Below are 15,107 nucleotides of genomic sequence, written 5' to 3' on the forward strand. Positions count from 1 at the left end.
TCCTTTTTTGACACCAATTCCTACGAACAGAACTATTTTTGACAAAACGGAACAATGAAAAAATCCTGAATGTTAAATCTTTAAGCATACTGATTTCGTATATTCCATATCAGCATTTCAAATCAAGTACATATGAAAATTAAGTTATTGATGCTCATTTTAGGCGTAACAGGATTTTGCTTTCAAAGTTCATATGCGCAGACAATGCAGCAAAAGAGTCCGGTTTATTCTCACACCGATACCAGCAAAGTAACAACCTCTGAAACCGAGTGGAAAAAGATTCTGCCGTCAGAAGTTTTTGAAGTTGCCAGATTAAAGGGAACGGAGCGCCCTGGTACGAGTAAGTTTGAAACTTCGAAAGAGATAGGAACATATTACTGTGCCGTTTGTGGAAATCCGCTATTCAAAAGTGATACCAAATTTGACAGCGGATGTGGCTGGCCAAGTTTCTATGAACCGATCAGTAAAACGTCCATCGTTTACCATACCGACAAAACATTGGGAATGGTAAGAACGGAAGTGACCTGCGGAAGGTGCAAATCACATCTGGGTCATGTTTTTGATGATGGTCCTCCGCCAACAGGTCTGCGCTACTGCATAAACGGCGTAGTTCTGGATTTCGAAAAAGCAAAAACTGCTGAAAAGAGCTATTCCAAAAAAAATAAAAAAGAAGATAAGGCCGGTAAGTAAGGTCATAATAACCAGTCCGATTTTTCTAAACTTCTGAGAAGTCTGTTCAACAGATTTTCTCAGAAGTTTTTTTATGTATAAAACAATCACTATTGCTGATTTACAGAAGATTGCTGATCCGGTACTATCTAAAACGCATATATTGACAAAAAAAAGGTTCCAAATATTTAAATAACAATTTGTTCTAATTCTAAATAATGTATATGTTTGTCTCGCTCATTTGGTATTAGTCTAAATAATTTCATTCAAATGAAGCGTGTATCCTAACAAAAACATACTTACGAATGTTGAAAAACAGATTTACCTTTAAATCGTTATTGTTCGCGGCAATGGTTGCCGTTAGCCTTTCATCTTGTAGTGATGACGATGATGACAACCCTACTCCACCTGTTGTTTCGGATCTTCGCACCAAAATTGACTACGCCAAAGTAACCCCAACCACGCCTTACAAAGCACTTTTTATAGATGCAAAAGGCGATACCACCGTTGATTTAACATCAGGAAATAACCGTTACAGAATGTTCCAGGGACTTAATTATTACCTTGGATCTGCCGTTAGAGATTCTGCTACCCTGGATGCAACTGTCATGAAAAACATGTTCGCAAACGCATCCAATCCTTTTGTTGACGTACCTTCCTTAAAAATTGTTGGTGCAACATTGAATGCTTCCGGAGTCCAGCTTAAAGATAAAACTGCTTCTTCGAAAACAGCTGCGGAGATGGCTGCTGCCAATACTTATCTCGAAACCAGCTTCGCCTCAATGGCCGATGCCAGTAAGTCTGTCAAAAAGGCTGCGTCCAAAGGCGTAGCCGGAAAATCAGGAACCTATCTTCTTGATGCCAAAGGAATTGAACATGCTCAAATTATTCAAAAAGGATTAATCGGTGCTCTTCAGCTGGACTATATTTCTAACGTTCTGCTTGTTAAAGGACTGGAAGCTGATAATAAAACTTTGGTTTCAGGCCAGAAATATACTGCGCTTGAACATAACTGGGACGAAGCATATGGTATGCTAACCACAAATCCTGTTTATCTTTTAGGTTCCACAGATGCTGTAAGAGGCACTTCCGAATCATTTCTGGGATCATATATCTGGGAATACAATAAGGAAAATTACGCTAAAATCCATCCGGCATTCGTGAAAGGTCGTGCCGCGATTGTAAATAACGACGCTGCCGAATTGAAAACTCAGGCAACTTTTATCCGTACAGAAATGGAAAGAGCGATTGCAAAAGCCGCAGTAGGTTATTTGGGTAAATGGAAAACTTCAACTACCGACGCGGCGCGTGCACATGCCATGGGCGAAGGTCTTGGATTTATTTACTCTCTGCGTTATGCATCAATTAACGGAGCAGATGCCGCTTTTTCTGACGCTATCCTGCTTGGACTTGTTGGTTCAGCAAATGGCTTCTGGGACTTAACTCCTGATAAAATTAATACAGCTGCTGACGCTATCACAGCGAAATTCAAGCTTTAAGATCTGATAAATCTAAATATCTATATTCCTCAGTGGACTGGCTGCTAGCGCACCAGTCCACTATTATTGTTTAAAAGATGATACTAGCTAACTTCAAAAAAGGTGCAATAATCTTGTTTCTGTCCAGTGCAATCTGGGCTTGTTCGGGAAGCAGTGATGCGCCGACGGAAACGATTGACGTCCAGGATAAGAACAGAAAAGATATGCTGACCAACCTGGCAGATAATATTATAATCACATCCTACGCCAGTTTCCAGACAAAATTTGACCTGATGCTTGCTAAAAGAAGCGCATTTGTCGCTAAGCCTGAGCAGATTGAATTATTGGCATTACGCCAGGCCTGGGCGGATGCCTACGTAGAATGGCAGAAAGTGGAGCTTTTTGAATTTGGACCGGGCGAAAAGTATGCTATCAGAAGTTATTTCAATATATATCCAGCCAATGTTGCCGGTATCAACAGCGATATTTCTGAGCTGTCACCAAACTTTGAGGTCCCGGCTTCTTATGACAGACAGGGTTTTCCAGCTTTAGATTATATGATCAATGGCGTGGGTGCGGATGATCCAGCCATTTTAGCATATTATGGCGCACCAACGGACGGCGCAAAACGTCTTGCACATTTGACCAGGCTAACGAACAGGATGGGCGGATTGATCAGCAAAGTAAGAAACGATTGGGGAAGTACTGCGCGTGAAACTTTTATCAGCAAAACAGGACTGGATATCAGCTCTTCCGCTTCTCAAATGGTCAACGCATATGTACTTCACTATGAGCGATATATCAGGTCAGGAAAATTTGGCATTCCGTCAGGAGCTATGCTGAACGGCGTTCCGGCACCAGAAAAAGTGGAAAGTTTTTACAAAAAAGATCTGTCATTGACCCTGGCAAAAACAGCCCAGCAGGCTTTTGTTGATTTTTTTAACGGAAAGAATTTTACAACCGGTGTCGAAGGCCCTTCTTTAAAATCCTATCTGAATGCATTGGGAGCAAAAGACAGCGCAACCGGGAAAACATTATCTGAAATCCTTAACACGCAGTTTGAAGTGATCAAAACAAAACTGACTACGTTGAAACCTAGTCTTTACGATGAGGTAAAAACCAATAATCAGGCAATGAAAGACACGTACACGGAAATGCAAAAAGCCGTGCGTATCCTGAAAGTCGACATGACTTCTGCGATGAGTATTACAATTACCTATACAGATAACGACGGAGATTAATACAATTATTCTGTGTTTAAAACTTTACAATCGTATACTTCTGCCGCTCCTTTGGCTGTTTTCAGGATTGCTTTTGGCACTATGCTTTTTTTGAGCATAATCCGGTTTTGGAGCAAGGGATGGATCGGACAATTGTATATAAAACCTCAATATTTTTTCCCCTTTTACGGTTTCGAATTCATCAGGCCGTTAGGAGAATACACCTATTTTTTGTTTGCCATATGCGGCATTGCTGCCTTGTTGGTGGCTCTGGGATTATTTTACAGAATTGCCAGTATAGGACTTTTTCTTAGTTTTACTTACATAGAACTGATCGACAAATCCACTTACTTAAATCACTATTATTTTGTAAGTATTATCAGTTTTATGCTAATCTTTTTGCCTGCCCATGTTTACTTTTCCGTTGATGCCTGCCGGAATAAAACAGTGCACGCGGGTCAGATTCCGGTCTGGTGCATTTTTTCTATTAAAGCTATGGTCTGCATTCTCTATTTTTATGCCGGTCTTGCCAAATTAAACAGCGACTGGCTCTTAAATGCATTACCGCTAAGAATCTGGTTACCAGCCAAAAATGATATGCCGGTCATTGGTTTTCTTTTCAATTATGAATGGATTCCTTATGTATTCAGCTGGTTTGGATGTTTGTATGATCTGAGTATTCCGTTTTTACTTTGGAACAAAAAAACGCGTCCCTTAGCTTTTATTGCGGTGGTTATTTTCCATATACTAACCGCCATCCTGTTCCCGATCGGCATGTTTCCGTATATTATGATCGTCACGGCGACAATATTTTTCTCAGGCCATTTTCATCAAAACATAATTTTTAAACTTGGAAGCGTACTAAGATTGCCAGTTTCATTTTTGATAAACAATAAAAAATATTCCCCAACCAGACTGTCCACTAACATAGTTACAGTAACTTTTACAATCTTTTTTCTGCTTCAACTTATCATTCCATTCCGGTATCTGGCTTATCCCGGTGAATTATTCTGGACCGAGGAAGGCTATCGGTTTTCGTGGCGCGTGATGCTGATGGAAAAGGCCGGGTATACCCAATTTCAGATTAAAGATAAATCCGGAAAAAGTCTGATTGTTAATAACAATTTGTTTTTGACCACTTTACAGGAAAAAGCCATGTCAACCCAACCCGACATGATTTTACAATATTCCCACATACTTCGTGATTATTACACTCAGCACGGATTCGAAAATCCGGAAGTTTATGTGGATTCTTACGTCGCGCTTAATGGCCGTATGGGGCAGCCACTGATTAGTCCGGACGTTAACCTGGCAGCAGAAACCGAATCATTCCAACACAAATCCTGGATAACACCATTCGATAATGAAATTAAAGGTTTTTAATATTTTTATATTTTGTCTGATCATTACCAAATCGCTGGCTCAAAGTCAGCTCACCGGAATGATCATATCAAAAAAGGACAGTTTGCCTATATCCGGTTGTTCGGTTTATATTACCAAGGGTGGTCAGAGTGTTATCAGTGACGACAACGGTAAATTTGCAATTCCTGCTATAAGCCCGGGTAATCACACCGTGCACATCTCGCATCCCGATTTTAAATCTTATCAGCATTCATTTAAAGCAGATGGCCAGCCAATTTTTTTAAAGATTGTATTGCAGAGCAGAGAAAATGATCTGGATGAAGTTACTGTCACTGAAAAACAAAGTGATTTTGGTTATACCAGAATGCGTGGCGTTGAAAATATGGGCATTTATGAAGGCAAAAAAACCGAAGTTATTTTGCCGGACAAGCTGGTTGCCAATCTCGCCACCAACAACGCCAGACAGGTATATGCCCGTGTTCCCGGACTGAATATTTATGAAAATGATGGTGCAGGATTGCAGCTGAGCATCGGCGGCCGTGGTCTGGATCCCAACCGGAGCTCCAATTTTAATGTTCGTCAAAATGGATATGACATCAGTGCCGATGCACTTGGATATCCGGAAAGTTACTATACCCCGCCTGTTGAAGCAGTGGGAAGAATACAGATTATTCGTGGTGCGGCTTCACTTCAATATGGAACACAATTTGGCGGATTGTTAAATTTTGTAATGAAAAAGCCGGTTGAAAACCGGAAGCTCGAATTGGTAGTCAGGCAAAGTGCCGGCTCTTTTGGATTTTATAATTCCTTTACGAGTGCAAGCGGAACGGTTGGAAAACTCAGTTACTACACCTTTGTTCAATACAAAAGAGGCGATGGCTGGCGGCCGAATTCTCATTTTAACAATGTAACTGTCTTTTCAGATATCGATTATAAAATCTCTGAAAAAACAAAAATTGGTGTGGACATCACCCACATGAATTACCTGGCGCAGCAACCAGGCGGATTGTCGGATGATATGTTCAAAACAAATCCCCGCCAAAGTAACCGGGAACGAAACTGGTTTAAGGTCAACTGGAATATGCTGGCTTTTCATCTGGATCATCAGTTCAATACGATGAATGAATTTAACCTGCGACTTTTTGGTTTATCTGCTTCCCGTTACTCACTTGGTTTCCGTCCAAATCGCGTTGCAACGGTTGACGATAATAGTGAGCGGGATTTAATCAAGGGGAATTTCACAAACTGGGGTGCGGAAGCCAGATATCTAAAACGTTACTATACCGGAAAAATGCAATCTGTTTTATTGGTAGGGTCCAGGTATTATCACGGTTTCAACCACAGTTTACAGGGATCGGGAAGTACTGGCAAGGATGCAAATTTTAATTTCGTTGACGCCGACAAACTGGTAACGTATGATTATCGTTTTCCAAACCGCAATGTTTCTCTTTTTGCTGAAAACGTGTTGTATGTAAATGACAGATTTTCCGTCACTCCGGGAATTCGCTTTGAATACATTCATACTATTGCCGACGGTTATTATGGAAACATTTCCAGGGACCTGGCGGGTAATATCATCAATATCTCAAAAACGGATGAATACAGAACCAACGGAAGGCAGTTTGTAATTGCCGGTTTGGGGTTGAGTTACAAACCAGCACAGTATCTGGATATGTATGGAAATATTTCCCAGAATTATCGTTCGATCACTTTCAGCGATATGCGGATTTCAAATCCTTCATCCGTTATTGATCCGAATATGAAAGATGAAAAAGGTCATTCGCTGGATATCGGAATCAGGAGTTATCAGACTTCGCTTTATAATTTTGATGTAAGTGGATTTTATTTGAATTATAACAACCGTATCGGAGAAGTACAATTTTATGATGAAAGCAACCGCGTGCTCAGGAAAAGAGGAAATGTCGGAAGGGCTGTGATCATGGGATTGGAATCTTACGGCGAAGCGGATTTTTGGAAATTATTGGTACCCAAATCAAATCTTAGTGGCGTTTTATTTACAAACATTGCTGTCATTCATTCCACTTATAAAGAAAGTGAAATTGTGGGTGTGAAGGGAAAACAGGTTGAATTTGTTCCAAAATTCAATATCAAATCCGGTCTGCGACTGGGCTATAAAAATCTGAAAGCATCATTTCAATATACCCATTTATCCGACCAGTTTACCGAGGCGACCAATGCAGTTGACGGCGGCGTGACGGGTGTTGTTGGAATTATTCCGGCCTACACCATTATGGACGCAAGCGTTTCATACGAAATTAAAAAGCTGAGATTTGAGGGAAGCGTTAATAATCTCGCGAACCGGATGTATTTCACCCGTCGTGCTACGGGTTATCCGGGGCCTGGTATTTTGCCCTCAGACGGTAGAGGATTTTATATAACCGTCCAGGTAAAGATTTAAATCGCTCTGATGTATGAAAGTTAAAAATCGTTAAATAGCTTTCATACATTAGATTAGCAGCTTTGTGAAACCTACTTTTATCACAAAAAAGCTATGCTGGAAAACTACTTCAAAATTGCCTGGCGCAATCTGGTCAAGCGAAAATTCTTTTCACTGGTTAGTATTCTCGGTTTATCGGCCGGACTGACATTCACATTCCTGATCGGAAGTTATGTCTGGGGTGAATTGCAGGTAAACAAAAAATTAAAAAATCCAGATAATCAGTACATCCTGCAAAGTAAATGGAAACAGCCCGATATGGGTGTTGAAATTGCAACGCTTGGTCCGCTTGGGAAAACGTTAAAAGAAGAATATCCAAACCTGGTTGCGAATTATTACCGATATGACGGCATAACCGTTGCCGTTTCAAAAGGTGATAAACATTTCCGCGAGGAAGTGCAATGCGGCGACTCTACCCTGCTCGGCATGTATGGTTTTCCATTGTTATATGGCGATCCGGCGACGGCATTGTCTCAACCAAATTCCATTGCACTAACTGAGGAAAAAGCGGTTAATTATTTTGGGACAAATGATGTTTTAGGTAAAAATATTACTCTGGCTAATTTTATCGGGGGAAAACAGGAATTCAGGATTACGGCCGTTCTGAAATCATTGCCAAATAATTCGGTAACCAATCTTTTGAAATTACCTGCGGAAATCTTCATTCCCCTAAACGGACTTAATGGAAGAGACGGAGCGGAAAGCTGGTCTTTTGCGTACATGATAACTTTTATAGAACTGAAAAACGGTGTAACTGCGAAAGATCTTGAAAAACCAATTACACAGATATTAAGCACTAATGCTTCGGAAAATATCAAGGCTAATTTGCAGGTATACCTGACACCGTTAAGATCATTTTATATGGATCAAAATAACGGTCTGGTAAGAAAAATGATCTACACTCTTCTAGGCGTATCCATTTTTATATTGATGATGGCTGTGGTTAATTTTGTCAATATTTCCATTGGGAATTCGTCTTCCAGGCTGAAAGAGATTGGCGTCCGGAAAGTATTGGGAAGTATGCGAAAACAATTAATTTTCCAGTTTCTGGCTGAATCCTTTATTCTCGCTTTCATCTCAATGTTGTTGTCTATTGGCTTTTATGAACTATTCCGTCCGTATTTTGAAGAGATGCTTGGCAAAAATATTAATTCAATTTTCTCCCTTTTGCCTTATTCATTGATTATTATTGTTCTTATAGCATCTTGTACAGCTTTGCTGGCAGGGATTTATCCTGCATTTATTTTATCTTCCCTGCCAGCAATTGAGTCCGTAAAGGGAAAATTAAAATCTGTTAAAGAAAATATTTTATTCAGAAGAATACTGATAGCCTCCCAGTTTTCGACAGCCCTTTTTGTATTTATAGCAGCTACACTTGTCGCCAGGCAAGTCAGTTATTTTTTCAGCAAAGATCTGGGTTATAACAAAGAATCAATCATTTCAATAGCAACACCAAGGGACTGGACGCCGGAAGGACTTACCAAAATGGAGGCAATCCGCGAGGAAATGTCCCGTTTGAAAGAAGTGAGTAATGTTAGTTTATCCTATGAAATTCCGAATGGAAATTTTGGAGGAAACACGGGATTATACAAAATAGGTCAGGATTCTACGCAGGCAATTTACACCCAGACTCTATCCACCGACGAGAAGTATGCTGACACTTACCAACTATCTCTTCTGGCTGGAAGATTTTTCTATGCCAAACAGGGAGTGTACCAGTCAGATGAAATTGTCCTGAATGAAGAAGCAGCAAAATCGCTTGGATTTTTGAATCCACAGGATGCCATCGGACAACAAATTAAGATGCATTTCAGCCCTGCACCCCTGACCATAAGAGGTGTGATCAAAAATTTTCATTTTGAGTCCATGCATAAGGAAATTAAACCACTGGCTTTTCTTCATATTCGAAATGCGAATATCTATCGTTTCCTTTCCTTTAAAATCCCCGCCGGAAATATTTCTCAATCCATCGCTGCGATTGAAAATAAATGGCGCACCCTGATGCCGGAAACAGCTTTCGAATATTCTTTCATGGACGATACGCTGGCTAAACTCTACAAGACCGAAATGCAATTAAAACGCGCTGCCAACGTCGCTACCATACTTTCAATCATCATCGTGTTGCTTGGAATTTTGGGAATGGTTTCCCTGAATGTTTCCCGGAGAACGCGCGAGGTTGGGATACGCAAAGTGCTGGGAGCTTCCTATGCGAATGTTACGATGCTCTTTTTGAAAGAATTTTTAATGATCATTCTTGCTGCCATCTTAATCGCATTTCCGCTGGCCTTTTTCAGCGTTAATAAATGGCTTCAAAATTATGCATACCGTATTGAAATTGGCTGGATTAGCTTCGCATCCGTCGGTGTTATTTTTGCTACGGTTGTCTGCATTCTGGTTAGTCTCATAACTTACAAAGCAGCAGTTATGAATCCAGTAAAAGCTATCAGGATGGATTGAACCTGTCTCATTTGTTGAAATAATTTAAACCATTAACAATCTAATAGATTGATTGTTAATGGTTTAAATTATAATATCAAAATCACAAATTAATAGATTGATTGAAAGTATGTGCACAACACCCACTGCTATTCGGCGACACCTGCGTCCGACTTTTTTGCCTTTTTAAAATCATTCTTTTCCTTTTGCAAATGTTCTGCGGCATCGATGGAATGTGAACGATGAATGTCGTCATCGTCTTCTGAAATGTCAGATAACTTCTGGTAAAACTGATGTAATACATTAAGTTCGTCTTCACTCAAATCCTCAATGTCCACCATTCGGTTACTGGCATGACGGCTGGCTGCAATCAGTTCATTCAGTTTCAGATGTATCGCTTTGGAATCTTTATTCTGGGATTTTTGAATGATGAATACCATCAGGAAAGTGATGATGGTTGTGGAGGTGTTGATGACCAGCTGCCAGGTATCCGAGTACTTGAAAACCGGCCCCATGATTCCCCAGGCAAGGATTATCAAAAATGCAATCAGGAATGCTGGCGAACTCCCCGTCCAGTTCGTGATTTTTGATGCAATTTTTTCAAACGTAGCACTTACTTTATTCGGCATTGAAGTAAATTTTATAGTGGACGGTCATTTTTCAGATTGAATTCAAAACCATCAAATTTTTATGCCGGTTTTTCTCATTTTCAGTATAAATGCAGCTGATAACGTTTATTTAATCACTATTTAATCTGATGATGAAATGCCAATTGATATATCAATACAAAAATGAAAGCAAGCAAACTCCCCCATTCACCACCACAAATTCATTGATTTATACAATTGCAAACGTAATGTGCAAGCATATATTTGTCAGGAAAAGTGAATTGACCGATATGTCCTTTGAAATTCTGAGGATGTGAATCAAAATAAATAAATCGACACCTTATTAATGATTATTATGGAACAGAAACTTCCTTTACCACCGTTTAATTTTGAAACCGCCACCCTAAAAGTCCAGCTCGCCGAAGATGCCTGGAACAGCCAGGATCCTGAAAGAGTTTCCCTTGCCTACACAATGAATACCGAATGGAGAAACCGCTCTGAATTCGTAAATGGCCGTGAGGAAGTCGTAAAATTTCTATCTGACAAATGGAAAAAGGAATTAAACTATAAACTAAAAAAGGAACTTTGGGCTTTCACTGAAAACCGCATCGCGGTACGTTTTGAATACGAATACCATGATAAAGACGGCCAGTGGTTTCGCGCCTATGGCAATGAGAACTGGGAGTTTGACGAAAATGGATTGATGCAAAGAAGATTTGCAAGCATCAACGACCTGGCTATCAGAGAAGAAGAACGAAGGTTATAATCGTCCTACAAAAAAATCCAACACAAAGTAAACCAATTAAATAAGGTGTATTAATATTAAAAGTTCTAACTTTATTTCTCTGTTATCTACTTAACATCCCTATTGTTCCGTCAGATTTAATCTTCCCCTACAAAGAAAGAATGTTTAGAACTTTTACTATACTTATGCTGACTTGTTTGACAGCAAACTTGGCTATTGCTCAGTCCGTAGAAATGTTAAAACAGCTGGAAAATCCACAAAAAACCATTTTAGCGGAAAATAGCTTTCTCAGTAAAAAGGTAAACGCATCATTCAAAGAAATCAAACAAAACACGCGTCTGATCTCGCTGGATTTTAACGCCGATTACTTTCTTAGCCTTACTGCAAAAAAAAATGAAAATCTGAATATTCAAATTCCTGGTATTGACGAAATACCAATTGAACTTGAACTCGTTCCCGTCATCATTACATCCGCAGATTTTAATGTCTCCAATCTTGCCGACAAAAGCCAGACACAGGCGATTATTGACCAAAGCACATTTTACCGTGGAAAAATTAAAGGCGATGACAGCTCATTGGCATCATTAAGTTTTATTAATAATGAGCTTTCCGGGATGATAATTGACAGTAGCGGAACCAGAATTTTAGGAAAAAATCAGGATCCGGCTTCAACAGAAACAAGCTATATTCTGTACTATGAAAATGATATCACTACTGGTTTTCAATTCTTGTGTGGTTCGTTAGAAAAGGATTTTAACCAAACAAAAAATGCCCGTATTGCGTCAGTATCAGATGTAACTGAATGTAAATATCTAGGGGTGTATATTGAAACAGACAAATCAGTCTATGACAAACTAGGCAGTAAAGCCAATGTCACAGCTTATGTTCTGGGCATGTTCAATCAGGTTGCCACTTTGTTCAATGCAGAAAATATTGCATTTCGTATATCAGGACTTTACATTTGGGATACGCTTGATCCTTATGCGTCCAGCCAAACAAATTTAGATGACGCGTTAAATGTATTTCAGAGCTATTGGAATGCAAAAAACAATAACTTTCCAGGGCAATTTGCACACCTACTAACCTGCCGGCCACTCGGTGGCGGGAACGCAAATATGGAAGCCATGGACGACCGTAGTAAGGCCTATGGCGTGAATATGATTTATGGTAATTACAAAATTGTACCTGCCTATTCATGGGATGTAAAGGTATTTGCGCATGAGCTTGGCCACAACCTCGGCTCTCCACATACCCATTCCTGCATATGGCCTGGCGGAGCAATAGACAACTGCACGACTGTGGAAGGAAACTGCCCGCCCGGACCAACCCCGGTAAACGGCGGAACAATTATGAGTTATTGCCAAAACACGAGCATCGGAATTAATCTGGCCCTGGGTTTTGGGCCGCTTCCCGGCAATCTGATACGCAGCAGAGTTTCAAATAATGCAACTTTGCCCGTTTCAAATAGTGTTCCGTCAGATTTACTGGCCTACAATGTCGCAGCGCGCAGTGCACGGTTGCAATGGAATTTCAGCGGATCAAATACTACACATATCATTCAATATAAAAATGTTAATTCTTCGGGTAACTGGATCGAGTTTCAAACTACTAAAAATACTATACTGTTATCAAATTTATTACCTAATACCAGCTATAACTGGAGGGTTAAAGGAAATTGTTCTGAGTATACAGAAATACAGACCTTTGCCACAAACAATAGCCAACCAACTTATTGTCAACCCGCTGACCAATGCTCCAAAGCGATTGGGATCGGACTGAATTCCGTAACTATCAATAATCTTCCACTAAGTGTAGCATCTGATTGCGCGGTTGGGGGTTATACTTTTAATACCTCCGCTCCTGTTCCCCAGCTCAGTTCCGGACAAAGTTATGCTTTCAATTTTTCGTTGATAGGCTATAATTTTGCACAGCAGGTAAAAGCCTGGATTGATTACAATAATGATGGAGAATTTACAACGGATGAGCTGATCGCCGAAACGAAAACTTCGCTGACGGAAAGCTTTTCAGGGACTTTTAAAATTCCGGATAATCAAATTTCTTTAACCACCAGAATCCGTATCAGATCGAATTATTTCTATGCTGGATTTAATTCCTGTGATAATCTTTCTTTGGGAGAAACGGAAGATTATCTGGTGAATCTAATTCAGACTACACCTTTGCCTGTCAAATTCATTTCTGTTAATGTATCCAGGCAAAACAATAACGCACTGCTGCAATGGGAAACAACCGATGAAGATGCAGGATTTATATTTGATATTGAAAAGAGTACTAACGCAAAAGATTTTCAACGAATTGGAAAAGTTGCAGGGAGCGGTCCTTCCTCACAAACCAATAAATATCTGTTTAGTGAGGAACTAGGGACAGTAAATGTTCCATCATTTTATTACCGTATAAGAATGCCCGATGGTTCTGACAATTTTATTTATTCAAGAATTGTAGCTCTGAATTTTAATGCATTAGCGAATTCTGATCTAACGATCTGGCCCAATCCATTTCAGGATCATTTGAAGTTATCTATCAAAACTTTAAATAGAGGACTGTTGTATTTCACACTTTACAATATTCAGGGAAGGCTGATAAGAAGTGAACAAAAATATATTTACGCTGGTGAGACGAATTATGAAATGAAAAATCTACCGGGCTTGTCTGTGGGGAATTATATATTGAAAATCTATGATGATAAAAATTCGTATTCAGAAATTCTGATTAAAAGTCCCTGAACAAAAGGATGTACCTGAAAATTCGGTCAATGAGCTTACTCAAATTTTTTCGACTTAATAGATGAAATCATTTTTTAGTATCCTGGATTAAGGCAAATGTTAGGCTCTGAGAATTTAATTAAAATTTTATTCTGAAAAACTCCATAAGAAATTAAAATTTTTTAGAATTTATTCGATTATGATCCTCATCAATCCCTCACCGAAATCTTTTTTAAAAGAAAAATGAACTTTAAAAAAATCATAAATTTAGGTTTTAAATCAGCAACAATCTGATAGAAATCAACTCTTTATCAACCATTTATAAATAAAAAAAAGAATCCCGGAAGCCCGAGATTCTTATATATGTTACCCTCCTCTACACACTTAGTAAGTGTGTTATAGTACAAATATATTATATACAAGGAGAATAACAAGAGCATAGAACACAAGAAATTATTCTATGGTATTTTCCTTTTCAATTAATCACCTCTAAAAATCGCATGTAACAGGTTAAAGCCGGGATTTTGCAGAATATTTTAATAACTTAATTTTAAAATTTCTAAGAAAAGGTACTATAAAACAGTTATATATTCAGAATCAGAATTTTCTGATTCCAAAAATTCCCACTGAATAATTTCCCCCTCCGGGAAAATGTTATTGCAATCCTGTGTATCCGAACTTTCAACTAATTCTACATAGGCATTCATGTCCAACACGTAAACACCTTCGCGCCTTACCCCTTTCACGTCCGTAAAGAGCACTTTGGCCTGATCCGGTGGATATATTTTATTTTTCATAGTGGTTTTGAGTAGTACTTATTCTGCACAATAAAAAATCAGTCCAGAAAAATTTTATACCAAAATTCCACATTCACAGACCAAATAGGCCCATTTAAATAGACCATTTTAAATATTCCAGTGGTGACTTTAAACCATCCGCACATTTCATAATCAAAAAGATGCTGGCAGGAACGAATTATAAATTCACTGCAACAATGGTTCACCAATCATCAACCTACTGTTTTATGAAAAATCTAAAAAAATTCACTGCGTACGGTATATTTTTTCTATGCACAATGCTTGCTGTTGGTTGTGTCAGCCAAAGAAGAAGACCTGGCCCACCAGCAGCAAGAGTCGAGATAATTCCGGCTTCTCCTTCGTCAAGACACGTCTGGGTTCCAGGAAACTACAAATGGAAAAGAAATAAATACGTATGGCACGAAGGACGTTATCGTAAGCGACACTGAAAGTTTAATAACAAGTAGCTGTTAGTAACTAGCCAATAGTGACTAAGCAGGATAATACTGGACAGATTCGCACTTAAATTGACCGTCCAAATCGATTTTTTGATACTAAAAGAATTAACCAAACAAATTGCTTATTACAATAAAAAAGTGGTCATTTCATAATAG

The 15,107-nt window shown here is 39.1% G+C and carries 10 protein-coding genes; 8 read left to right on the forward strand and 2 right to left on the reverse strand.

What is annotated here, in order from left to right; genetic code table 11:
• Positions 1–132: 132 nt before the first annotated feature.
• From msrB to LXL81_RS10190, 6 genes are all read left to right on the forward strand, one after another.
• The gene (gene msrB, locus LXL81_RS10165) at positions 133–690 is read left to right on the forward strand and encodes a peptide-methionine (R)-S-oxide reductase MsrB (RefSeq protein WP_234646673.1); all 558 of its coding nucleotides are present in this window, start codon (positions 133–135) and stop codon (positions 688–690) included.
• A 284-nt stretch (positions 691–974) separates the two neighbouring features.
• Positions 975–2,168 carry a DUF4856 domain-containing protein gene (locus LXL81_RS10170; protein ID WP_234646674.1) on the forward strand — a complete coding sequence of 398 codons (1,194 nt, stop codon included), beginning with the start codon at positions 975–977 and terminating at the stop codon, positions 2,166–2,168.
• Between the two features lie 77 nt (positions 2,169–2,245).
• Positions 2,246–3,388, forward strand: a complete 1,143-nt coding sequence (locus LXL81_RS10175; protein WP_234646675.1) for an imelysin family protein — start codon at positions 2,246–2,248, stop codon at positions 3,386–3,388.
• Positions 3,389–3,469: 81 nt separating this feature from the next.
• Positions 3,470–4,750: an HTTM domain-containing protein gene (locus LXL81_RS10180; RefSeq protein WP_409013879.1), complete on the forward strand. Its 1,281-nt coding sequence runs from the start codon at positions 3,470–3,472 to the stop codon at positions 4,748–4,750.
• A complete protein-coding gene (locus LXL81_RS10185) occupies positions 4,731–7,148 on the forward strand; it encodes a TonB-dependent receptor domain-containing protein (protein WP_234646677.1) in 2,418 nt (805 codons plus the stop codon). Before LXL81_RS10180 ends, LXL81_RS10185 begins: the two co-directional genes overlap by 20 nt.
• A 93-nt stretch (positions 7,149–7,241) precedes the next feature.
• On the forward strand, positions 7,242–9,644 hold the full coding sequence (locus tag LXL81_RS10190) for an ABC transporter permease (protein ID WP_234646678.1): 2,403 nt from the start codon (positions 7,242–7,244) through the stop codon (positions 9,642–9,644).
• A gap of 128 nt (positions 9,645–9,772) precedes the next feature.
• Here the strand turns inward: LXL81_RS10190 and LXL81_RS10195 are convergent, their stop codons facing one another.
• Positions 9,773–10,252 carry a low affinity iron permease family protein gene (locus LXL81_RS10195; protein WP_234646679.1) on the reverse strand — a complete coding sequence of 160 codons (480 nt, stop codon included), beginning with the start codon at positions 10,250–10,252 and terminating at the stop codon, positions 9,773–9,775.
• Positions 10,253–10,586: 334 nt separating this feature from the next.
• Between LXL81_RS10195 and LXL81_RS10200 the strand changes: the two genes are divergently transcribed.
• On the forward strand, positions 10,587–10,997 hold the full coding sequence (locus tag LXL81_RS10200; protein WP_234646680.1) for a nuclear transport factor 2 family protein: 411 nt from the start codon (positions 10,587–10,589) through the stop codon (positions 10,995–10,997).
• Positions 10,998–11,137: 140 nt separating this feature from the next.
• Positions 11,138–13,717, forward strand: coding sequence for a M12 family metallo-peptidase (locus LXL81_RS10205; RefSeq protein WP_234646681.1), 2,580 nt, complete (start codon positions 11,138–11,140; stop codon positions 13,715–13,717).
• A 551-nt stretch (positions 13,718–14,268) separates the two neighbouring features.
• Here LXL81_RS10205 and LXL81_RS10210 read toward each other — a convergent pair.
• Positions 14,269–14,493 (reverse strand): hypothetical protein, encoded by a 225-nt coding sequence (locus LXL81_RS10210; protein ID WP_234646682.1) that lies wholly within the window; start codon positions 14,491–14,493, stop codon positions 14,269–14,271.
• Positions 14,494–15,107 lie beyond the last annotated feature (614 nt).

Origin of the sequence: Dyadobacter sp. CY356 (assembly GCF_021440195.1) — a bacterium.
Lineage (GTDB): Bacteria > Bacteroidota > Bacteroidia > Cytophagales > Spirosomataceae > Dyadobacter.